Below are 21,148 nucleotides of genomic sequence, written 5' to 3'. Positions count from 1 at the left end.
CCCGTCAGGCGTTCGGCAGGAAGCGCAGCGCCCACTCGGCGCGGTTCGCGACCGTCAGGTCGTCGTCCTCGGTCAGGGGCTGGAGGACGGCGCGGGAGCGGTGCGGGTCGGACTGCACCAGTTCGACGATCTCCGTGGCGAGGGCGTCCTGGTCGTCGCCGAGGTCGACGGCCGAGGCACGCAGCAGCGCGGGGAGGGCGTCCGGGCCGCCGATCGCGGCCAGGACGCCGCCGATGAGCTCACGGGCGTAGGCGTTCTGCTCGGCGAGGGCGCGGTCCAGCTCGGACTGGAGGCGGGGCAGCAGGGCGGCGTCCCCGGAAGCGGCGATCTCGTCGGCCAGGTCGATCGTCGCGTCGACGTCCGCGTCCAGGTCGTCCAGCATCTCGGTCAGCCGGGTCAGTAGGTCGGTCATGCTGCTGCCTCCTGGAATGCGCCGTCCGTCAGGACGGGGACGGTGTGCGAGGTGTCGACCTCGGTGGCCACCGCCACATCCTGCGGGTAGCCGTACTCGTACAGTTCACGCCCCGAGTCGCAGTGGTGCACCACCGCGGCCGGGTCCTCGGTCGCCTCCCACAGCGTCGCCGCCGCCCGCGCCTCGGGGGTGAGCACGGCGGCGTCGCCCTCGGCGCACAGGGCCGACAGGACCGCTCCGGCGCCCAGCAGGTCCTCCAGCGCCGGACGCAGCGAGCCGTCCGGCCAACGCTCTCCCGCGGCGACGACGGCCAGGGGGCGGGAGGCCGTCCCGTAGCCCTGCCGGGCCAGCCAGCGGGCGACGGCCTTCCGGTTGCGCAGCGAGGCGGCGACGACCGTGGCCCCCTCCGCCTGCGCCGCGATCGTGGAACCGTTCGGGGACGGCAGGACGAGGCGCGGAGGCGGCGGAGCGGTGCGCAGGGCCGCCGGGGAGAGCGTCCACGGATGGGCGGCGGTCGCCTCGGAGCGGCCCACGGCCAGCGCGGCCTTGCGCCGTTCGGCGTACGCGCGCGCCGTCCCGTCCCGCCACCGGTACGGGTACACGGCGGTGCCGGCCTCCACGGCGACACCGACCGCGGTCGTGAAGGACAGCACGTCCACGACGACCAGGCAGGCGGCGGACGAGCCGCGGACGCGGGCCTCCGTCGGCCCCCATCCGAAGGAGACGTCCATCAGAGCTCGGTCACCTTGCCGCCTGCGACCTCGATGCGCCGGCCGATGTGCACGGCGTCCAGCATCCGGCGGTCGTGGGTGACCAGGAGCAGGGTGCCGGGGTAGCCGTCGAGGGCCTGCTCCAGCTGTTCGATGGCCACCAGGTCCAGGTGGTTGGTCGGCTCGTCGAGGACCAGCAGGTTGACGCCCCGGCCCTGGAGGAGCGCGAGGGCGGCGCGGGTCCGCTCGCCCGGGGAGAGCGTGGTCGCGGGGCGCAGCACGTGGTCGGCCTTCAGACCGAACTTGGCCAGCAGCGTGCGGACGTCCGCGGGCTCGGTCTCCGGGACGGCCGCGCAGAAGGCGTCGAGCAGCGACTCCGAGCCGTGGAAGAGCCTGCGCGCCTGATCGACCTCGCCGACGACGACCCCCGAGCCGAGGACGGCGTCCCCGGAGTCGAGCGGGAGGCGGCCGAGGAGGGCGGCGAGCAGGGTCGACTTCCCGGCGCCGTTGGCGCCGGTGATGGCGACCCGGTCGGCCCAGTCGATCTGCAGCGTGGCCGGCCCGAAGCGGAAGTCGCCGCGCCGCACCTCCGCCTCGCGCAGGGTCGCCACGACGGACCCGGAGCGCGGGGCGGCGGCGATCTCCATCCGCAGCTCCCACTCCTTGCGGGGCTCCTCCACGACGTCGAGGCGCTCGATCATCCGCTGGGTCTGGCGCGCCTTGGCGGCCTGCTTCTCACTGGCCTCGCCGCGCAGCTTCCGGCCGATCTTGTCGTTGTCGGTCGCCTTGCGGCGGGCGTTGCGCACGCCCTTGTCCATCCAGTTGCGCTGCATCAGCGCGCGGCCTTCGAGGGCGGCCTTCTTGTCGGCGTACTCCTCGAAGTCCTCGCGGGCGTGCCGGCGTGCGGTGTCGCGCTCCTCCAGGTACGCCTCGTAGCCACCGCCGTAGAGCGTGATCTGCTGCTGGGCGAGGTCGAGCTCCAGGACCTTGGTGACGGTGCGGGCGAGGAACTCGCGGTCGTGGCTGATGACGACCGTCCCGGCGCGCAGGCCCCGCACGAACGACTCGAGCCGCTCCAGGCCGTCGAGGTCGAGGTCGTTGGTGGGCTCGTCGAGCAGGAAGACGTCGTAGCGGGAGAGCAGCAGGGAGGCGAGTCCGGCCCGGGCGGCCTGGCCGCCGGAGAGGGAGGTCATCGGCTGGTCGAGGCCGACGGTCAGCCCGAGGGAGCCGGCGACCTCCTCCGCGCGCTCGTCGAGGTCGGCGCCGCCGAGGTCGAGCCAGCGCTCCAGGCTGACGGCGTACGCGTCGTCGGCACCCGGCGTACCGTCGACCAGGCCCTGGGTGGCCTCGTCCATCGCGATCTGCGCCGCGGCGACACCGGTCCGGCGCGCGAGGAACTCCCGGACGGTCTCGCCGGTGCGCCGCTCGGGCTCCTGCGGGAGGTGGCCGACGGCGGCGGTGGGCGGGGAGAGCTTCAGCTCGCCGTCCTCGGGGGTGTCGAGCCCGGCGAGCAGCCGCAGCAGCGTCGACTTGCCGGCGCCGTTGACACCGACGAGGCCGATGACGTCGCCGGGGGCGACGACGAGGTCGAGGCCGGAGAAGAGGGAGCGTTCGCCGTGGCCGGCGGCGAGGTCCTTGGCGACGAGAGTGGCAGTCATCAGGAGATGAATCCTAAGGGCTGTCCGGAAGACGGCCTCATGATCCGCCGCCCGAGATCATCCGGAGGCACGGCCCGGGCCGGCCGGCGGGGCGGGTCCCGGCCGGGCGTGGGGCGGCGGCGCACCCGGTGGGCGGGCGGCCGGCTCCGGCCCGGAGGCGGGATGGTCCCCGCTCGCGGGCCCCGGTAGCGTCCGGGCATGAGCGGCGATGTGATCGTGGTGGGCGGCGGGGTCGTGGGCCTGACGACGGCGCTGACGCTGGCGGAGCGCGGCCGGCGGGTGCGGGTGTGGTCGCGGGATCCGGCCGGGGAGACGACCTCGGCCGTGGCGGGGGCGCTGTGGTGGCCGTACCGGATCGAGCCGGTCGCGGACGCGGGCGACTGGGCGCTGGCCTCGCTGCGGGTCTACGAGGAGCTCGCGGCCGATCCGGAGTCGACGGGCGTACGGCTGGTGGCGGGGGTGCACGCGGACACGGTGCTCGACGGACTCGGGGCGTGGGCCGGGAAGGTCACCGGACTACGGCAGTTGACGCCTGATCAGGTGCCGGGGCCGTACGACGTGGGGCTGGCCGCCCGGCTCCCACTGGTCGACATGCCCGTGCATCTCGCCTGGCTGCGAAGGCGCCTGGAGAAGGCCGGCGGACTGTGGGAACGACGCTCGGTGGCGGCCTTCGAGGAGGCGGCCGCCGAGGCCCCGGTGGTGGTGGACTGCACGGGGCTCGGCGCGCGGGAGCTCGTACCGGACGGACGACTGCTGCCGGTGCGCGGCCAGTTGGTGCTGGTGGAGAACCCCGGGATCACCGAGTGGTTCACGGCGGCGGACGCGGAGTCGAGCGAGACGACCTACTTCTTCCCGCAGCCCGGGCGGCTGATCCTGGGCGGGACGGCGCAGGAGGGGGACGAGCGGCTCCACGCGGATCCCGCGACGGCGGCGCGGATCGTCGAGCGATGCGCGCGGATCAGGCCCGAGATCGCGGAGGCCAGGGTGCTGGGGCACCGGGTCGGACTGCGTCCCGCCCGGTCGGGAGGGGTTCGGATCACGGCGGAACGGCGTCCGGACGGCGCGCTCCTGGTGCACCACTACGGCCACGGCGGCGCCGGGGTGACGGTCGCCTGGGGCTGCGCCCGCAGGGCGGCGGACCTGGCCTGCGGCCGAGCGGTCTGACCTCCGATCGCCGGGCCCCGGCTCGACGGCGCCCGGACACACCTCCGGCCCGCCCCGACGTGCGGGGCGGGCCGAAGGAACCGAGGAACGTCAGTTCCAGGGCTTGTGGTTGTCGTCCGCGTCGATGCAGCTGCGGATCCGGCGGTCGAGCGCGTCCGCCTGGCCACGGGCCTTGCGGGCCTCGGCGGTGGCGCCGAGGTGCTGGAGCTTGTCCGCCTTCGCGCGCAGGGCGTGGGAGTCCTGGCGCATCTTGTCGACGTTGCAGACGATCTTCTTGCCGGCCGCGGTCGCGGTCGGCGCCGTCACCGTCTGACCGAGCAGCAGGCCCCCGGCCAGCAGCGTGGTCGCGGTGAGGGCCGTCAGGGTGCGGCGCAGCGGCGTCGCGTACATCATGGAGCACTCCGACTTCCGGGCCGTGAAGGCCCGTTCGAGGCATGGTCAGTACCGGTCGGTAACCTTAGCAAACGCGATCAAGGCGCTCCGTCCGAGGTACCGGCACCAGGCCCGATGCGCAACTCGAAGTCTCCGTCGTACTGTTCGTGACCTGCGATGACGGCGAGTTCTACGACCTCCACGCCGACCTCGCCGCGCACGATCAGCGGGTCTCTGCGCAAATCCCGCATGAGAGCGACGCACATGCCGATCATCACGAGGACGAACGGCGCCGCCGCCAGGATCGTGAGATTCTGCAGGCCCGCCAGTGCGTCGCCCTGACCGTCGCCGATGAGCAGCATGATGGCGGCCACCGCTCCGGTCACCACACCCCAGAACACGACGACGAGCCGGGCCGGTTCGAAGGTGCCGCGCTGCGAGAGCGTGCCCATGACGATCGAGGCGGCGTCCGCGCCCGAGACGAAGAAGATGCCGACGAGGATCATCACGAGCAGGCTCATCACCCCGGTGAGCGGGAACTCCTGGAGGACGCCGAAGAGCTGGCCCTCGGGCGTGCTCTCGGCGGCCAGGTCGCCCTGCTCGCTCAGCTTCATCGCGGTACCGCCGAAGATCGCGAACCAGACGAGGCTCACCGTGCTGGGCACGAGGATCACGCCGCCCACGAACTGACGGATCGTCCGGCCCCGGCTGATCCGGGCGATGAACATGCCGACGAACGGCGTCCAGGAGATCCACCACGCCCAGTAGAAGACGGTCCAGCTCCCCAGCCAGTCGTGGATCATCTCGCCGCTGGTCGCCTCGGTGCGGCCGGCCAGCTGCGGCAGGTCGCCGATGTAGGCGGCGATCGAGGTGGGCAGCAGGTCCAGCACGATGATGGTCGGGCCGGCGACGAAGACGAAGACGGCCAGCAGCAGGGCCAGCACCATGTTGATGTTGGAGAGCCACTGGATGCCCTTCTCCACGCCGGAGACGGCCGACAGGACGAAGGCGACGGTCAGGACGGCGATGATGCCGACGAGCAGACCGGTCCCCGCCTTCTCCATCCACCCGAGCTCCTCGAAACCGCTGCCGATCTGGAGCGCACCGAGGCCCAGCGAGGCGGCCGAGCCGAACAGGGTGGCGAAGATGGCCAGGATGTCGATGAACCGGCCCAGCCCCCCGTACGCCAGCCGCTCCCCCAGCAGCGGGACGAAGACCGCGCTGACGGTCTGGCGGCGCCGCCTGCGGAAGGTGGAGTACGCGATGGCGAGCCCCACGACGGCGTAGATCGCCCAGGGATGGAGGGTCCAGTGGAAGAGGGTGGTGGCCATCGCGGTCTCCATCCGCTCGGCCGAGTCGAGCGGATGGGTGCCGGGCGGCGGGGTTCCGTAGTGGGCCAGCGGCTCGCTCACACCGTAGAACATCAGGCCGATGCCCATACCGGCGCTGAACATCATGGCGATCCAGGACACCGTACGGAACTCCGGGCCCTCGTCCTCCTGGCCCAGGGTGATCCGGCCGTAACGGCTGATGGCCAGCCAGAGCGCGAACACGACGAAGCCGGAGGCGGCCAGCATGAACGCCCAGCCGCCGTTGCGGATCAGCCCGTCCAGCAGCGAGCTGCTGACGCTCTCCAGGCTGTCCGTGGCGATGGCGCCCCACAGGACGAACGCCACGGTCAGCACGGCGCTGACGCCGAACACGATCCGGTCGGTACGGGCACGGTGCTGGTGCGCGGGCAGGCCCGGGAGGTCCGCCGTCACCGCGCGCCCGTCCCGGCCCTCCCGGCCTCCCTGCGCCGGATCGCCCTTGCGGAACCCTCCGGCCTCCCGGCCTCCCGGGCCTTCCCCGTCGGCCCCTTCTCCGCGACCGTCCGGTCTCTGCTTGTCCTGCGACACAGGTGGCACCTTTCACGGCATTACGGGGCGAAAAGGATTCTCCCCGTAATGCAGTACCACAGGTGACGCCGAAGTCAGCGGATCAACAGACCTCCACCGCCTGACCGGTGGTGAGTCGGAAGACGGCCCGGCCGTCCAGCAGCAGCGGGACCAGGGCCCGCTGCGACTGCCGAGACGGAACGAACCAGCCGTCCCCGTCCCGGCGGACGACGATGCCGTGCAGGGCCAACTCGTCGCCGAACCGGGCGTACTGGGCTCCGTCGAGGCGGTAGCCGCAGGGCGGGTCCCGGAGCACCTCGGCCGGTTCGGCGGGGTCGTTGTCGGCACCGCCGAGGAGGACCGGGCCGCGGTCGGCGAAGCCGGTGTGCCGGGCCGTCGCGGCGGCCGCCCCGATCGGCCCGCGCCGTTCGTCCGTGAACGCGAAGGAACCCTTCAGCGCCGCGAGTTGGGAAGCCACCCGGCGGCGCCGGTTGAGCGCCTCGTCGTCCTTCTCGGCGTCCGTCAGCGCGTCGACCCGGGTCTCGACGAGCACGCCGACCGAGTGCTTGACGCCGGCCGTGTTCCGCAGGATCCGTTCCTGCCCGTCGCCCGCGACCTGCCGGATCGGCTGCCCGGTCAGGGGATCGGTCCAGATCCCGTAGACGCCGGTGCCGAAGCCGGCGATCTCGGCGGCGGGCCGGACGTACGACTCCGCGAGCGTGCGGGCCTCGTCGTGGACCCGGGCGTCGGTGTTGAGGTTGCGCGGCCAGAGCGCGAGCAGGTCCCGGTCGTAGTACGGGGAGGTGGCGCCGTACTCGTGGAGGTCGTGGATCACCTCCGGGCGGCGGTCGCGGATCACGGCCGCCAGCGCCCGCCCCTCTGCCGACCGCAGCGCGAGGTGGTCGCGGTTGACGTCGATCCCGTCGGCGTTGCCCCGCGTGTCGGCCTCCCGGCCGTCCGGGTTCGCCGTGGGTACGACGAGGACGGTGGTGCGGGCGAGGAAGCGGAGGGTCGCCGGGTCCTTCGCGTACGCCAGGTCCCGCACCGTGGTCAGGCACGCCTCCCGGCCCGACGGCTCGTCACCGTGCTGGCTGCAGACCAGGAGCACGGTCAGGCCGGTACGGTGCGCGCCGACCGTGGCGAGCCGCAGCGGCCGGCCCTGGCTCGTCGTGCCGATGGTGCGCACCGAGACCCGGTCGCTGCCCCGGTCGACGGCAGCCAGGAAGTCCCGCTCCTCCGCCTCGGTCGTCCAGGTCCCGCCGTGACTCGCCTCGAAGCCGGTCCGGGGCGGCGGGGCGGCGGCCGCTCCGCCGGCGGCCTCGGCGGGAACGGTGACGAGGGGCAGGCCGACCGCGGCGGCGGTCACGGCGAGGCCGATGCTGCGACGGGTCCGGCCGTTCATCGTGCGGCGCCTCCGGGGATCGGGTGGCCCGCGCGGGGCGGGGCGGCCGGACCGGCCGACGGGGCTTCACCCCGCACCGGCATCACGCGGACGGCGGCGTCCGTGGCCCGGGCGAAGGCCCCGGCACCGCCGACCAGCGGCAGCCTCGCCGTGGTCCGGGCGAGGTCGAGGGTGAGCGTCGGCGTGGTGGAGGGCGGGTCGAGCAGGTCCTTGTCGGTGCCGCCGACGATCAGCGCGAGCCGGTGCCCGGCGGGGACGACGTGGTCGGCCGAGGCCAGCTCCAGCGTGATCGTGTACGCCCGTCCCGGGGTCAGCAGGCGGCCCCTGCCGGGGTCCGCCCAGGTGCCGAGGTCCGCCCAGCCGCGGCTGACGACGGTGTGGGCGACGTCCGCCGTCCGCGCCCGGGTCTCCTTGAAGCAGGCGCTGTCCCCGCTCGTGCTCGCGCCCCAGCAGCTGCGTTCGGTGAGCGTGGTGATGCCCTCGCCGGCCGCCGCGTAGTCCCGGATCGTGTCGGGGCCGAGGTCGACGAGGACGGCCGTCAGATGCGCGGTCTCCGTCGTCGGGGTGGCGGTGACGGTGACCCTCGACGAGCCGGACAGCCGCAGGTCGCGGCTGAGCGGGCGGGTGACGAAACCGGCCTTGGACGGGGTGGGGGTGTCGATCCGCGCGGCCCAGTCGGTCTCGCCGAGTCCCGGGTCGTCGGTGAAGGTCGCCGTGCTGCCCGGCGCGGCCGCGGTGCGGCCGAGGGTGCCGACACCGGGTGCGGCGCCGGGGCCGGGGCGCAGGGTGGTGGTCGCGGTGGCCCGCGGCGGCCAGACGCGGTCGGTGCTCCAGCGGTCCGGGGCGCGCTCGATGTCGGCCATCGGCTCACGGTCGATGCCGTTGTCGTAGCCGAGGAGGTAGTGGTCGAACCAGCGGTGGAGGGTGCGCACCCAGTCGGCGCGCCGGAAGTCGAAGGGGTCGACGTGGCCGGTCTGCGAGAGCCAGATCTTGCGCTCCACGCCGTGGGCGGCGAGGGCGTCCCACCACCGGCCGAACTGGTCGGCCCGGACGTTGAGGTCCTGCTGGCCGTGCACGACGAAGACGCTGGCCCGCACCTTCGACGCGTCCGGGACGTAGTCGCGTTCGCTCCACGCGGGGGTCCGGTCGCCGCTGTACGGCGTCCCGGCGGTGATGCGCTCCTGGACGGCAGCGCAACGGCCCTTGGCCTCGGCGCTGCCCACGTAGTCGGAGAGCCAGCTGGGGTTCGCGTCGTACAGCGGGGCGCCCTGGGAGTGGAAGTAGTCGTACCAGGAGGAGATCGCGCCGATCGGGACGATCGTCTCCAGGCCCTCGACGCCGGTGGCGGCGACTCCGTTGGCGATGGTGCCGTCCCAGCTCTTGCCGATCATCCCGACCTTGCCGGTGGACCAGGCGGTGGCGCGGGAACGGGTGTCGCCGGTGCGGGTGGTGTAGCCGCGGGCGCGGCCGTTCAGCCAGTCGACGACCGCCTTGGCGGACTGGATGTCGGAGCGGCCGCCGACGTCGTCGCAGCCGTCGGAGCGGTTGGTGCCGGCGAGGTCGACGGCGACGACGGCGTAGCCGCGCGGGACGAACCAGTTGTCGTAGAAGAGCGGGAACTGGACGGGATTCCCGGCGGCGTCGTAGGTCTTCTTCTGGCCTTCGTTGCCTCGTCCGCAGCAGGAGTAGTACGGGCTGGCGTCCATCACGACCGGGATCCGCCGGCCGGCCGCGGCGGTCTCCCGGGGGCGGACGATGTCGACGGCGACCCGGTCCGCCCGGCCGTCCCCGTCGCCGTCGAGTCCGGTGTCGACCCACACCGACTCGCGGATCGCGTCGCCGTAGGAGTACACGGGCTGCGACTCCCGTGCGGGGGTGCCCGCACGGGCGCCGGCGGCCGGGACGAGCAGGGCCATCAGGGCGGCCGCGGTGGCCACGACCAGGGTTCTGCACGACGAACGGTTCCGACGGGTTCTCCGCACACGTATCGGCATGGGGCGGAACGTACCCCGGTCAACTCCTGAGCAAAAGAGTGCAGTCGAGGACAGGAGGGTTCATGTCGGCCGAATGGCGATCGTGTGACGGGAGGTCCTGTGGACAGGACGGCGCGTCGGGGGTCTGATTACTGTCGCTAAGGACCGACGACCACCCGCGCGTCTTACGCTTCGTCACGTTTGGAGCTCCTGTGCACCGCAGAATCATCGTTCCGAGTGCCCTCGCGGCCTCGCTGCTGCTGGCGATCCCGGCATCCGCGGCCGACTACGTTCCAGGCGCCCCGGGCATCGGCGACTCCTACTACCCGGCCAGTGGGAACGGGGGCTACGACGTCTCCCACTACGACCTGCGCCTGACCTACCAGCCCGCCACGGACGTCCTGGAGGGCACGGCGACGATCCTCGCCACCACCCGGCAGAACCTCTCCCGCTTCAACCTCGACCTCGGACTGAAGGTCAGCGAGGTGCGGGTGAACGGGAAGAAGGCGGCGTTCACCACCTCCGGCGAGCAGGAGCTGGAGATCACTCCCGCCGCGCCCCTGGAGAAGAACCGCACGATCTCGGTCGTCGTGCGCTACGCGGGCAAGCCCTCCGAGGTGAAGATCGGCGGCTGGACCGCCTGGCACCGCACGCCCGACGGCGGTGTCGCGGCCCAGGAGCCCGACTCGGCGGCCTGGTGGTTCCCGTCCAACGACCACCCCCTGGACAAGGCCACGTTCGACGTCTCGGTCGCGGTGCCGGACGGCACGCAGGCCATCAGCAACGGCGTGCTGCAGTCGCAGTCCTCCAAGCTCGGCTGGACCCGGTACAACTGGCGCTCCAACAAGCCGCAGGCGACGTATCTGGCCACTCTCGCCGTCGGCAAGTTCGACATCACGACCGACAAGACGGCGGGCGGGCTGCCCGTGCTCAACGCCTACAGCCGCGACCTCGGCGACAACGCGGGCGCGGCGCGAGCCAGCGTCGAGCGGACGGCCGAGGTCGCGGAGTGGCTGGAAGGGGTCTTCGGGCCGTACCCCTTCAACGCGCTCGGCGGCTACGTGCCGAACGTGACGAGCGGCTACGCGCTGGAGACCCAGACGCGGCCGTTCTACAGCCCGCGGCAGTTCGCGAACGGCTCGAACGTGTCGGTGGTCGTGCACGAGCTGGCCCACCAGTGGTACGGCGACAGCGTCTCGGTCGACAACTGGAAGGACATCTGGGTCAACGAGGGCTTCGCCCGGTACAGCCAGTGGCTGTGGTCGGAGAAGGAGGGCGAGGGCACCGCCCAGGAGTTGGCGGACTACGTCTACGCGACCCGGTCCGCCGAGGACCCCTTCTGGACGGTCAAGCCCGGCGATCCGGGCCCGGACAACCAGTTCCACATCGCCGTCTACGACCGCGGGGCGCTGGCGCTGCAGGCGCTGCGCAACGAGATCGGTGACGAGGACTTCTTCGCCGTGCTCAAGGGCTGGCCGACGGAGTTCGCCTACGGCAACGCCGAGGTCGCGGACTTCGTGGCGTACGCGGAGCGGATCTCGGGCCGGCCGCTCGCGGCGCTCTTCGACACCTGGCTGTACCAGCCGGTGAAGCCGGCCGCCCCCGCCGCGACCGGCGCCGGAGCGACGCGGGAGGCCGCGGACGCGGACGCGCGGACGAACGGGCGGTCCGCCGCGGCGGCACCGAAGCCGGTGCAGCCCCGGTCGTGGAAGAAGATCGCGGAGACGAACACGATCCACACGCACGAGGAGCACTCCGGGCGCTAGGGGGTGTTGCGAAGGGCCGGGATCGCCGCGCGCCCCGCCGTCGCCCCACGAGGGCGGGGGCGGGGCGCGCGCGGTCCGGACACCCCCGGAGCGCTGTCCGGGCGACCTGACCTAGGGTTTCCACCGAACGCGAGACCGACGAGGGCGGTGGTGTGAAGACCCGGGAGCGATTCGGCGATCGGGACGTACGGGAGGCCGCCGTGCGACGGGTCGAGGCGGAGTGGGGGCTCGAGCTGCCGGACTCGTTCCTCCTCTTCCTGGACTTCCTCGACGGTCTCGGCGACGTCGAACGGCGGGCCCTCCGCGACCTGGACATCACTCCGTGCGGAGTGAGCGACCTGTTCAGGGACCCCGGCGCCCGGCCGCGTGAGGGTGTCGACATCCGCGCGCACGGGCGGTACTACCGGGATCCGCCGGAGTTCCTCACCTTCCTGCACGGCGGGTCCGACGGGCTCCACTTCGGCCTCTGGTCGGACGACGGCCGGCGCTGCGCCGGCGTCGCCTCGTACTGGACGCACGACGGCGGCGGCATCGAGCGGCGGCACGCCACGCCCCTGGAGGCCGTGCGGTCCCGTGTCGAGGGCGCGCACCGGGACCTCGCGGACTACGTGGCGGACGGCGACCCGGAGGCGGAGGCACGGCTCGCCGCGCTGGCGGGACTGCGCACCGCGCTGACCCGTCACGAGACCGGGGAGCGCACCGAGACGGGGCTCGCCTACGCCCAGGCGTACGAGTACCGCCGGCCGTCTGTGGACACCGCGCGGGTGACGACCCTGGACGAGGCGGGCGCCCTGGTCTCCGGGGAGACGGCGCACGGCCGTCCACCGCATCCGGCGGCCGACCCCCACCGGTTCGAGACGTTCATGGACGAGCTGTTCGACGATCCGGCAGCCCTGCGGGCCGCGCACGCCGAGGCGCTGCGCCGGGCCGCGGCCGGCGACCCGGCGGAGGCCCTGGTGCTCGGCCGGGACCTGCACTGGGCCTCGTACGGCGTGCCGGAGCGCGAGGAGTACGCCCGCGAACTCCTCGCCGTCGCCTACCGGGAGCTCGACCGCCCCGCGCTCGCGGAGATCGCCGCGGCCCACCACCGGCACCGGGATCTGCCGGACGTGGACGTCTTGGGGGGCTGAGGGGGGGCGGAGGGTGCGGGTCCCTGGGCGCTGGGGCTTGGGGCTTGGGGCTGGGGGCTGGGGGCTGGGGGCTGGGGGCTGGGGGCTGGGCGGTCCCCGTTGGCTTCTGGTGGTTGGCCGCCCTCTCTCCGAGTGTGGCAGCCGGGACCGTGCCCTCAAGGGCGCTCCTTCGTCGCGTCGCTGCGCGATGGGCTGCGCCCACCCTTGACCGCCCGGTCCCGGCTGCCTTTTCACACTCGGAGGGCGGCCCGGGGAAGGGGCATCCGCTCCGGGGTCCGGTGCCTCTCGGGCGCCGTAGGCGGCCGAAGGCTTTCGCGGTGGTTCAGCGCAGCCATTGAATGGGGTGACCCGGCGCGGCTTAGCGGCAATCCGTCGTGTCTTGGCGGGGATTCATGCCCCGCTGGTCATTCTCCGGTGGTGGTGAAGCCGAATCCGCAGCCAGCATTGCCAGGACGGGCCAGGGGCATGGGCCGCGCGGGGCGGCGGGCCGTGCGGATCGCATCCGTCCCACCAATCCCATCGCCCGTCGGTATTCGACCGTGCAATGACGCTACGGCGTACATTAAGCCTCCCGAGAGTCCGATATGGCCCGTTAAGTCCCATATCCCGCCCGGTTACCGCGAGTAATGTACGCGCTAGCGTCGTCGGGATGGCTCCCCCTGTCGGGATGGACCGGGCCGGGTGGAGAGTCCCGCCCGGGTCGGCAACCATCCCAAGGGCTCTCGGATTCGGCTTCACCCACCACCGGAGAATGACCAGCGGGGCATGAATCCCAGCCAGGAATCGAGTCGCATCCGCTAAGCCGTGCCCGACTGCCCCATTCAATGAATGCGCTGAACCACCCCCGGACCCGACGCGGGCCGACGGCGCTGCGCGCCCCACCGGCCCCCGCCTGGACCCCCTCCCCGGGCCGCCCTCCGAGTGTGAAAAGGCGGGTGAAGGCGACGGGTCAAGGGTGGAGCGAAGCGAAATCGGCGAAGCCGACGCGACGAGGAACGAGGAGCGCCCTTGAAGCGACGCCGCAACCCGCCACACTCGGAGAGAGGGCGGCCAACCACCAGAAGCAAACCAAGACCGGCCCGCCCCAAGACCCCAAAGGGACCCGCACGGGCAAGCCCCCTGCCCCGTCGCCACCACGGCGGAACCAGCCATCCCACCAGCAGGCGGAGCATCGATGGGGCCACCGGTGCGGAGCGGCGCGCACCCCTCCTTGAGAGCGCTTTCGCCGGGTGCCCTGCGCACGCCGGTCACCCGTTACGCTCATCCCTGTCAGCACCGTCCTGCCTTGTGCCCGTGAGGAGCCACCGTGAGCGAATCGACGTCCGGGACGCGCCCCACCCTGGAAGCCGTCGCCGCGCGCGCGGGGGTCTCCCGGGCGACGGTCTCCCGCGTCGTCAACGGCGGGGCGGGGGTCCGCGCGCCGCTCGTGGAGAAGGTCCGGAAGGCCGTCGAGGAGCTCGGCTACATCCCCAACCACGCCGCCCGCAGCCTGGTGACCCGGCGCAACGGAGCCGTGGCCGTGATCATCGCCGAGCCCGAGTTCCGGATCTTCTCGGACCCGTTCTTCGAGCAGCAGGTGCGGGGCATCAGCCGTGAACTCACGGCGCACGACGCCCAGTTGGTGCTCCTCTGGGTCGAGGGACCGGGCGACCACGACCGGATCGCGCGCTATCTGGGCGGCGGCCACGTCGACGGGGCGCTCGCCTTCTCGCTGCACAACGACGACGACCTGCCCGCGATCGTGCGGCGCGCCCAGGTCCCGGCGGTCTACGGCGGGCGGCCGGGGTGGACCGGTCCCGCGGACGAGCCGGCGGTCGCGTACGTGGACTGCGACAACCGCGGCGGCGCGCGCAGTGCGGTGGAGCACCTGCGCTCGCTGGGCCGCCGCCGCATCGCCCACATCACCGGTCCCCTCGACCAGACCTCGGCCATGGACCGGCTCGACGGCTACCGGGACGAACTGCCCGACGGCGACCCGGCACTGGTGGCCGACGGGGCCTTCACGGAGGAGAGCGGCGCGCGGGCGATGGCCACGCTGCTGCTGCGCCGGCCCGACCTGGACGCGGTGTTCGCCGCCAACGACCTGATGGCCGCGGGCGCGCTGCGGGTGCTGCGCGAACAGGGCCGGCGGGTGCCCGAGGACGTGGCGCTGGTCGGCTTCGACGACATGCTCTCGGTGGTCGAGGGGACCGATCCGGCCCTCACGACGGTGCACCAGGACATCGAGGGCATGGGCCGGCTCATGGTCCGGCTGCTCATGCGCACGCTCGACGGCGAGGCGGCCGCTCCGGTGATCACGCCGACCGAGCTGATCCGCCGCGCCACCGCGTAGGAGCCCCCCCCGCGCCCGCGGGGGGGGTGGCTCCTACGGGAACCGCACCTCCGCCACGTCGCCCAGGAGCCGCGACTCCGCGTAAGAAGGGTGAATCCCGGGCCGAACCGCCCGGGTACATCGAGCTGTTACGCGTTCGACTCTTGACGGGAACCACGCCGGGGAGGCACGCTCCTGACGCATTCCTGAGAGCGCTCTCAGAACGCTCTCCGGGCGCTCTCGACGGACCCCGAAGCCAAGGGAGGCTTCCCATGCCCACTGCCCGAGCCGCCAGCAGGGCCGCATTCCGACTCGGTGCGGTCGTCCTCACCGGGGCGCTCCTCGCCGCCTGCGGATCCGGGGGATCCGACAGCGCCTCCGACGACGCGGGCGGCAAGGTGACGATCACCGTCGACCTGTTCGGCTCGTTCGGCTACAAGGAGGCCGGACTCTACGCCGCGTACGAGAAGGCGCACCCCAACGTCACGATCAAGCAGACCGACACCGAGGACGAGCAGGACTACTGGAAGTCGCTGCAGACCCGGCTGGCCGGCGGCGGCGGACTCGCCGACGTCCAGGGCATCGAGGTGGGCCGGATCGCCTCCGTCACCCAGCAGCAGGCCGACAAGTTCGAGGACCTGAAGAAGTACGGCGCCGACAAGCTCCAGGGCGAGTTCGCCGGCGCCACCTGGTCCGCAGCGACCACCAAGGACGGCAAGGTCCTCGGTCTGGGCACCGACGTCGGCCCCGAGGCCATGTGCTACCGCAGCGACCTGTTCAAGCAGGCCGGTCTGCCGACCGACCGCGCGGAGCTGGCGCAGAAGTGGTCCACGTGGGACGGCTACCTGGCGCTCGGCAAGCAGTACCGGGCCAAGGCCCCGGCGAAGAGCGCCTGGCTGGACAGCGTCGGCAGCCTCTACACCGTCATGGTGGGGCAGCAGAAGGAGCGGTACTACGACGCCTCCGGCAAGCTGATCTACGCCGACAACCCGGCCGTGAAGACAGCCTGGGAGACCGCGACCGGGGCGGCGAAGGACGGCCTGAGCGCCAAGCTCGACCAGTGGTCGCCGCAGTGGAACCAGGCGTTCTCCGCCGGTTCCTTCGCCACGCTGCCCTGCCCCGCGTGGATGCTCGGCTACATCAAGGGCCAGGCCGGTGACGCAGGCAAGGGCAAGTGGGACATCGCCGCCCTGCCCGGTGGCGCCGGCAACTGGGGCGGCTCCTTCCTGGCCGTCCCCCGCGCGGCGAAGCACAAGAAGGAGGCGTACGAGCTGATCCAGTGGCTCACCGCCCCCGCCCAGCAGGCCGCGCTCTTCAAGAAGCAGGGCAACTTCCCGTCCTCCACCGGCGCCATCGCCGAGGTCTCGACGGCGACGGACCCCTACTTCTCGGGCGCGCCCATCGGCCAGATCTTCGGCGACGCCGCCAAGGCCGCCCCGGTGCAGGTGCTCGGCGTCCACGACAAGAACGTCGCCGACCAGATCACCAACGCGCTGAGCGAGGTGGAGCGCAAGGGCGTCAGCCCGGAGAAGGCGTGGTCGAACGCCCAGAAGGGCGTGGACAACGCGATCGGCTGACCGCGGCCGGAGGCCGGGACGGCGGAAGCGGGTCCACCCCTCCCCGTCCCGGCCCCGCACCGCCCGACCCACCTCTCCTCCCCCGACCGATCGAAGGGCCGCACCGTGACCCTCACCGCCTCCGGGGCGACGACGGCGCCCGTCCCGCCGTCGCCGCCCCGGACCACCGGCCGCCCGGCACGCCGCCGATGGCCCGACCTCGCCCCGTACGCCTACGTCGCCCCGTTCTTCACGCTGTTCGCCGCCTTCGGCCTGTTCCCGCTGCTGTACACGGCCTTCGTCTCGCTCTACCGGGTCGAGCTCCAGACGCCCGGTGACATGGAGTGGCGCGGGTTCGGCAACTACACGGCGCTGTTGACCGACGAGTTCTTCTGGACCGCGCTGCGCAACACCTTCACCATCGGGGTGCTGTCCACCGTCCCGCAGCTCGCGATGGCCCTCGGCCTGGCCCACCTGCTGCACTACAAGCTGCGCGGCCGCACCTTCTTCCGCACGGCGATGCTGCTGCCGTACGCCACCTCGGTGGCCGCCGCCACGCTGGTCTTCGCACAGCTCTTCGGGCGGGACTTCGGCCTGGTCAACTACGCCCTCTCGCTGGTCGGCGTCGACCCGGTCGACTGGCAGAACGACACGTTCGCCTCACAGGTCGCCGTCTCCTCGATCGTCGTCTGGCGCTGGACCGGCTACAACGCGCTGATCTATCTCGCGGGCATGCAGTCCATCCCCGGCGAGCTCTACGAGGCCGCCGAGATGGACGGCGCCTCCCGCCTGCGCCAGTTCTTCCACGTCACGCTGCCCGGGCTGCGCCCGACGATCGTGTTCACCACCGTCGTCTCGACGATCGGCGCGACCCAGCTGTTCGGCGAGCCGCTGCTCTTCGAGGGATCGGTCTCGGGCGGCATCTCGCACCAGTACCAGACCCTCGGGCTCTACCTGTACGAGCAGGGCTGGGGCTTCTTCCATCTGGGCCGGGCCGCCGCGATCGCCTGGCTGATGTTCCTGCTCATCCTGCTGCTGGTCGGGGCCAACGCCCTGATCGTGCGCCGACGTTCACGCAAGGGGGCCCGGTGAAGACCGCGCGCGCCGCCCGTACGGGCCACGGCGGGAGGATCACCTACGCGATCCTCGTCCTGGCCGTCCTCGTCTCCGCCTTCCCCTTCTACTGGACGATCGTCGCCGCCAGCCGGTCGAACGCGGAGCTGGCCCAGGTCCCGCCGACGCTGCTGCCGGGGCCGAACCTGTTCCGCAACTTCGAGGCGGTGCTGGAGGAGGCGGACATCGGGAAGGCGCTCCTCAACTCGCTGATCGTCTCGGGCTCCATCACCGTGGGCACGGTGCTGTGCTGCACCCTGGCCGGCTTCGCGTTCGCCAAACTCCGCTTCCGCGGCCGGGGCGCGCTGCTCGCGCTCACGGTCGGCACGATGATGATCCCGCCGCAGCTCGGCGTGATCCCGCTCTTCATGCTGATCGCCGAGCTGGGCTGGGTGAACCAGCTGCAGTCCGTGATCCTGCCGGGCCTCGTGTCGGCGTTCGGCGTCTTCTTCATGCGCCAGTTCCTGGTGCAGGCGCTGCCCGACGAACTGATCGAGGCGGCCCGGGTGGACGGGGCGTCCTCCGCCCGGATCTTCTGGTCGATCGTGGTGCCCATCGCACGGCCGGGGATGGCCGTGCTCGGTCTGCTCACCTTCATGGCGGCCTGGAACGACTTCTTCTGGCCCGTCGTCGCCCTGTCCTCGCAGGAGCCGACCGTGCAGGTCGCGCTGCGCCAGCTCGGCGGCGGCTACGTCCACGACCAGTCCGTGATCATGGCGGGCACCCTGCTCGGCACGCTCCCCGTGCTGCTCGTCTTCGGCCTGCTCGGCCGGCAGATCGTCGGCGGCATCATGCAGGGCGCCGTCAAGGGCTGACCCCCATTCCCTCCTTTCTCCTCACGGGAGTTCCTTCCTCATGAACGCTCTCTTCCCTGCCGGTTTCCGCTGGGGCTCGGCCACCGCCGCGTACCAGATCGAGGGCGCGGCGGCCGAGGACGGCCGTACCCCCTCCATCTGGGACACCTTCAGCCGGCTGCCGGGCAAGGTCCGCAACGGCGACACCGGGGACATCGCGGCCGACCACTACCACCGGGTGCGCGAGGACGTGGCGCTGATGAAGGCGGTGGGCCTGACCGACTACCGCTTCTCGCTGGCCTGGCCGCGGATCCAGCCGACGGGTCGGGGACCGGCCGTCCAGAAGGGTCTGGACTTCTACCGTGCCCTCGCCGACGAGCTGCTGGAGGCCGGGATCCGGCCGGTCGTCACCCTGTACCACTGGGACCTGCCGCAGGAGCTGGAGGACGCGGGCGGCTGGCCGGAACGGGCGACGGCCGAGCGGTTCGCCGAGTACGCCGGGCTCGCCGCCGAGGCACTCGGCGACCGGATCGACACCTGGACGACGCTCAACGAGCCCTGGTGCGCGGCCTTCCTGGGGTACGGCTCCGGTGTGCACGCGCCGGGCCGCACCGACGACCGGGCCGCGCTGCGCGCCGCGCACCACCTCAACCTGGCGCACGGTCTGGCGGCCCGGGTCCTGCGGGACACCCTGCCGGCCGCCGCGGAGCTGTCGCTGACCCTGAACCTGCACGTGGCCCGGCCGCTCACGGACGCCCCGGAGGACGTGGACGCGGCGCGGCGGATCGACGCCGTGGGCAACCGGATCTTCCTCGACCCGGTCTTCCACGGCCGACTGCCGGCCGACCTGGTGGCGGACACGGCGCACCTCACGGACTGGTCCTTCGTGCGCGACGGCGACCTGGCGGCGATCTCCACCCCGATCGACTCGCTCGGCATCAACTACTACTCCCCGGCCGTCGTCGCCGCCGGCACGTCGGAGTCGCCCTCGCCGTGGCCGGGCGCGCCGGAGCGGGTGCGTTTCCTGCCCGCGCCGGGGCCCCGGACGGCGATGGACTGGCCGGTCGACGCGAGCGGTCTGCACGAACTGCTGGTCCGGCTGCGGGACGAGCTGCCCGGGGTGCCGTTGCTGATCACCGAGAACGGCGCCGCCTACGACGACTACGCCGACCCGGAGGGCGCGGTCCACGACCCCGAGCGGGTGGAGTACCTGGACGCCCATCTGGCGGCCGTGCACCGGGCGATCGCCGACGGCGCGGACGTGCGCGGCTACTTCCTCTGGTCGCTGCTGGACAACTTCGAGTGGGCGTACGGGTACGGCAAGCGCTTCGGGATCGTCCACGTGGACTTCGCGAGCCAGCGCCGTACGCCGAAGGACAGCGCGCGCTGGTACGCGGAGGTCATCGGGCGCGGCGGACTGCTCCGGTGAGCCGGGCCCGGCGGCGCGCCTCGCGGGCCGCCGGGAGGTAGCGCAGCCGCTCGGGGAGCACGGGCACCACGGCTCGTACGACCCGGGCGAAGCGGCGCAGCCGGCGTTCCTGGGCGTCGGTCCACGGCAGGCCCAGGGCCTCGCGGGCGTCCGGTGGCATCAGGCCGACGGTGACGAAGGCGCGGAAACGGGCGAGTGGCGGCAGGAGCACCGGCCACAGGGCCGCCAGGAGCAGCCGCACGGGCAGCGGGCCGCGGTCGGGCGGCGGTACGGGCTGGTCGGTGGCGACCAGTTCCCGTACGACGATCGTGGCCTCCAGCTCGTCGGCGAGCATCTTGCGCCAGTAGGGCCAGAACTCCTCGATCGTCTGCGGCATGTCCCGGTCGTGGATGCCGAGGATCCGGCCGACCTGGAGCCACTCGGCGTAGAGCTGCCGGTCCTGGGCCTCGGTGAGCGGGCGGGCGAGGTAGCGCAGGCCTTGCCGGTAGACGGGGTAGCCGGTGGCGTGGACCCAGGCGTAGTTCGCGGGGGTGAGGGCGTGGTACCGGCGGCCGTGGGCGTCGGTGCCGCGGATGGTCTTGTGGAGTTCCCGGAGCCGGCGGCCCTCCTCGGCCGCGGCCTCGCCCCCGTACACCCAGAGCTGGACCGAGCGCAGGGAGCGCTCGCCGCGGCCCCAGGGGTCGGTGCGGAAGACGGAGTGCTCGTCGACGCCGGCGCCGACGGCGGGGTGCGCGACCTGCAGGGTGAGGGCCGCGGGGAGCATGAGCAGTCCGCGGACGTCGCCGGCGATGCTCCACAGCACGCCGCCGGGCGGGGGCGGTGCGGGGTTCTTCGGGCGGGTCACGCGGGCACGCTCCTCATGCTTCCCAGCCTGCTCCGGCCGGCGGTATCGGGCAAAGGCCGCACATGGCTCGGGGCCGCCGCCCGGGGTGTGACCCCGGGGCGGCGGCCCCGTCCTCGCGGTGGGCGTCAGGCGCGGTCGGCGCCGACCGGCTCGCCGACGATGCGGCCGGCCAGGGCGCGGGCCCAGGCGTCGACGTCGGCGTTGAGCTCGCGCTCGGCGGCGGAACGCTCGGCGGCGATACGGGCGGCACCCTCGGCGAGGATGGCCTCGCGCTCGCGGACGCCCTCGGCGCGCGCGGCGGCGATGGCGGCGGCACCCTCCTCGGTGGCGCGGGAGCGGATGCGGGCGGCCTCGTGGCGGGCCTCGGCGAGCTCCGCCTCGTACTGCGCACGGATCTGCGTGGCCTCGGCACGCAGGTCGTCGGCGCGCTCGGTGCCGCCGGCGATGGCGTCCTCGCGCTCGGCGAGGGTGCGGTTGATCTTCGGCAGGATCCCCTTGGCCAGGATGAGGAAGGTGATGCCGAACACCACGAGGCCGAGGATCAGCTCGGCCGTCACGGGGTTGAGCGGACCGAGGTCCATGTCGAAGATCGTCGAATTCTGCGCGAGGGTCATGCGCGCATGATACCTGGTTCGGA

Annotated in this window: 17 protein-coding genes; 8 read left to right on the top strand and 9 right to left on the bottom strand. The window is 72.8% G+C overall.

Features of this window, described 5'->3' with window-relative positions; translation table 11 throughout:
- Positions 1 to 4: 4 nt before the first annotated feature.
- From ACGFZF_RS12000 to ACGFZF_RS11990, 3 genes are read right to left on the bottom strand one after another with little or no spacing between them, the layout of a single operon-like run.
- The gene (locus tag ACGFZF_RS12000) at positions 5 to 412 is read right to left on the bottom strand and encodes a hypothetical protein (protein ID WP_356600385.1); all 408 of its coding nucleotides are present in this window, start codon (positions 410 to 412) and stop codon (positions 5 to 7) included.
- Positions 409 to 1,143, bottom strand: coding sequence for a 2-phosphosulfolactate phosphatase (locus ACGFZF_RS11995; RefSeq protein ID WP_393553523.1), 735 nt, complete (start codon positions 1,141 to 1,143; stop codon positions 409 to 411). The genes ACGFZF_RS12000 and ACGFZF_RS11995 overlap by 4 nt, the downstream gene beginning before the upstream one ends.
- Complete coding sequence (locus ACGFZF_RS11990) at positions 1,143 to 2,780, bottom strand: ABC-F family ATP-binding cassette domain-containing protein (protein WP_393553521.1); 1,638 nt, start codon at positions 2,778 to 2,780, stop codon at positions 1,143 to 1,145. Before ACGFZF_RS11990 ends, ACGFZF_RS11995 begins: the two co-directional genes overlap by 1 nt.
- A gap of 198 nt (positions 2,781 to 2,978) precedes the next feature.
- On the opposite strand from ACGFZF_RS11990, the gene ACGFZF_RS11985 reads away from it, so the two are divergent.
- Positions 2,979 to 3,944, top strand: coding sequence for an FAD-dependent oxidoreductase (locus tag ACGFZF_RS11985; RefSeq protein WP_393553519.1), 966 nt, complete (start codon positions 2,979 to 2,981; stop codon positions 3,942 to 3,944).
- Between the two features lie 90 nt (positions 3,945 to 4,034).
- Here the strand turns inward: ACGFZF_RS11985 and ACGFZF_RS11980 are convergent, their stop codons facing one another.
- From ACGFZF_RS11980 to ACGFZF_RS11965, 4 genes are all read right to left on the bottom strand, one after another.
- The gene (locus ACGFZF_RS11980) at positions 4,035 to 4,337 is read right to left on the bottom strand and encodes a hypothetical protein (RefSeq protein WP_393553517.1); all 303 of its coding nucleotides are present in this window, start codon (positions 4,335 to 4,337) and stop codon (positions 4,035 to 4,037) included.
- Between the two features lie 77 nt (positions 4,338 to 4,414).
- The gene (locus tag ACGFZF_RS11975) at positions 4,415 to 6,079 is read right to left on the bottom strand and encodes a BCCT family transporter (protein WP_393553515.1); all 1,665 of its coding nucleotides are present in this window, start codon (positions 6,077 to 6,079) and stop codon (positions 4,415 to 4,417) included.
- Positions 6,080 to 6,296: 217 nt separating this feature from the next.
- Positions 6,297 to 7,595, bottom strand: coding sequence for a M14 family metallocarboxypeptidase (locus ACGFZF_RS11970; protein ID WP_393553513.1), 1,299 nt, complete (start codon positions 7,593 to 7,595; stop codon positions 6,297 to 6,299).
- A complete protein-coding gene (locus tag ACGFZF_RS11965; RefSeq protein WP_393553511.1) occupies positions 7,592 to 9,589 on the bottom strand; it encodes a Xaa-Pro dipeptidyl-peptidase in 1,998 nt (665 codons plus the stop codon). Before ACGFZF_RS11965 ends, ACGFZF_RS11970 begins: the two co-directional genes overlap by 4 nt.
- Positions 9,590 to 9,780: 191 nt before the next feature.
- On the opposite strand from ACGFZF_RS11965, the gene ACGFZF_RS11960 reads away from it, so the two are divergent.
- The 7 genes from ACGFZF_RS11960 to ACGFZF_RS11930 all read left to right on the top strand — a co-directional run bounded on the left by ACGFZF_RS11960 (position 9,781) and on the right by ACGFZF_RS11930 (position 19,667).
- A complete protein-coding gene (locus ACGFZF_RS11960) occupies positions 9,781 to 11,334 on the top strand; it encodes a M1 family metallopeptidase (RefSeq protein WP_393553509.1) in 1,554 nt (517 codons plus the stop codon).
- A 200-nt stretch (positions 11,335 to 11,534) separates the two neighbouring features.
- Positions 11,535 to 12,464, top strand: a complete 930-nt coding sequence (locus ACGFZF_RS11955) for a hypothetical protein (RefSeq protein ID WP_393553507.1) — start codon at positions 11,535 to 11,537, stop codon at positions 12,462 to 12,464.
- Between the two features lie 1,306 nt (positions 12,465 to 13,770).
- Positions 13,771 to 14,796 (top strand): LacI family DNA-binding transcriptional regulator, encoded by a 1,026-nt coding sequence (locus ACGFZF_RS11950; RefSeq protein ID WP_393553505.1) that lies wholly within the window; start codon positions 13,771 to 13,773, stop codon positions 14,794 to 14,796.
- Between the two features lie 251 nt (positions 14,797 to 15,047).
- Positions 15,048 to 16,352: an ABC transporter substrate-binding protein gene (locus ACGFZF_RS11945; RefSeq protein WP_393553503.1), complete on the top strand. Its 1,305-nt coding sequence runs from the start codon at positions 15,048 to 15,050 to the stop codon at positions 16,350 to 16,352.
- A gap of 105 nt (positions 16,353 to 16,457) precedes the next feature.
- The gene (locus tag ACGFZF_RS11940) at positions 16,458 to 17,423 is read left to right on the top strand and encodes a carbohydrate ABC transporter permease (RefSeq protein WP_393553501.1); all 966 of its coding nucleotides are present in this window, start codon (positions 16,458 to 16,460) and stop codon (positions 17,421 to 17,423) included.
- Positions 17,420 to 18,259, top strand: a complete 840-nt coding sequence (locus tag ACGFZF_RS11935; protein ID WP_384866325.1) for a carbohydrate ABC transporter permease — start codon at positions 17,420 to 17,422, stop codon at positions 18,257 to 18,259. The genes ACGFZF_RS11940 and ACGFZF_RS11935 overlap by 4 nt, the downstream gene beginning before the upstream one ends.
- Before the next feature lie 40 nt (positions 18,260 to 18,299).
- Positions 18,300 to 19,667, top strand: coding sequence for a GH1 family beta-glucosidase (locus ACGFZF_RS11930; protein WP_393553498.1), 1,368 nt, complete (start codon positions 18,300 to 18,302; stop codon positions 19,665 to 19,667).
- Here the strand turns inward: ACGFZF_RS11930 and ACGFZF_RS11925 are convergent.
- Complete coding sequence (locus ACGFZF_RS11925) at positions 19,639 to 20,511, bottom strand: oxygenase MpaB family protein (protein WP_393553496.1); 873 nt, start codon at positions 20,509 to 20,511, stop codon at positions 19,639 to 19,641. The two genes, ACGFZF_RS11930 and ACGFZF_RS11925, sit on opposite strands and share 29 nt — an antisense overlap.
- A gap of 125 nt (positions 20,512 to 20,636) precedes the next feature.
- Entirely contained in the window at positions 20,637 to 21,125 is a 489-nt protein-coding gene (locus tag ACGFZF_RS11920; RefSeq protein ID WP_393553494.1) for a hypothetical protein, read from the bottom strand.
- Positions 21,126 to 21,148: the final 23 nt, after the last annotated feature.

Origin of the sequence: Streptomyces sp. NPDC048338, assembly GCF_043201055.1 — a bacterium.
Lineage (GTDB): Bacteria > Actinomycetota > Actinomycetes > Streptomycetales > Streptomycetaceae > Streptomyces.
Note: the sequence above shows the minus strand (reverse complement) of the source record. Positions and strands in the feature narration are given on the sequence as shown.

What these genes read in the sequence shown, in the direction of transcription:
- ACGFZF_RS12000 (WP_356600385.1), bottom strand. Translation starts at nt 412, where the DNA reads ATGACCGACCTACTGACCCGGCTGACCGAGATGCTGGACGACCTGGAC.
- ACGFZF_RS11965 (WP_393553511.1), bottom strand. Translation starts at nt 9,589, where the DNA reads ATGCCGATACGTGTGCGGAGAACCCGTCGGAACCGTTCGTCGTGCAGA.
- ACGFZF_RS11990 (WP_393553521.1), bottom strand. Translation starts at nt 2,780, where the DNA reads ATGACTGCCACTCTCGTCGCCAAGGACCTCGCCGCCGGCCACGGCGAA.
- ACGFZF_RS11920 (WP_393553494.1), bottom strand. Translation starts at nt 21,125, where the DNA reads ATGACCCTCGCGCAGAATTCGACGATCTTCGACATGGACCTCGGTCCG.
- ACGFZF_RS11985 (WP_393553519.1), top strand. Translation starts at nt 2,979, where the DNA reads ATGAGCGGCGATGTGATCGTGGTGGGCGGCGGGGTCGTGGGCCTGACG.
- ACGFZF_RS11930 (WP_393553498.1), top strand. Translation starts at nt 18,300, where the DNA reads ATGAACGCTCTCTTCCCTGCCGGTTTCCGCTGGGGCTCGGCCACCGCC.
- ACGFZF_RS11995 (WP_393553523.1), bottom strand. Translation starts at nt 1,143, where the DNA reads ATGGACGTCTCCTTCGGATGGGGGCCGACGGAGGCCCGCGTCCGCGGC.
- ACGFZF_RS11970 (WP_393553513.1), bottom strand. Translation starts at nt 7,595, where the DNA reads ATGAACGGCCGGACCCGTCGCAGCATCGGCCTCGCCGTGACCGCCGCC.
- ACGFZF_RS11945 (WP_393553503.1), top strand. Translation starts at nt 15,048, where the DNA reads ATGCCCACTGCCCGAGCCGCCAGCAGGGCCGCATTCCGACTCGGTGCG.
- ACGFZF_RS11980 (WP_393553517.1), bottom strand. Translation starts at nt 4,337, where the DNA reads ATGATGTACGCGACGCCGCTGCGCCGCACCCTGACGGCCCTCACCGCG.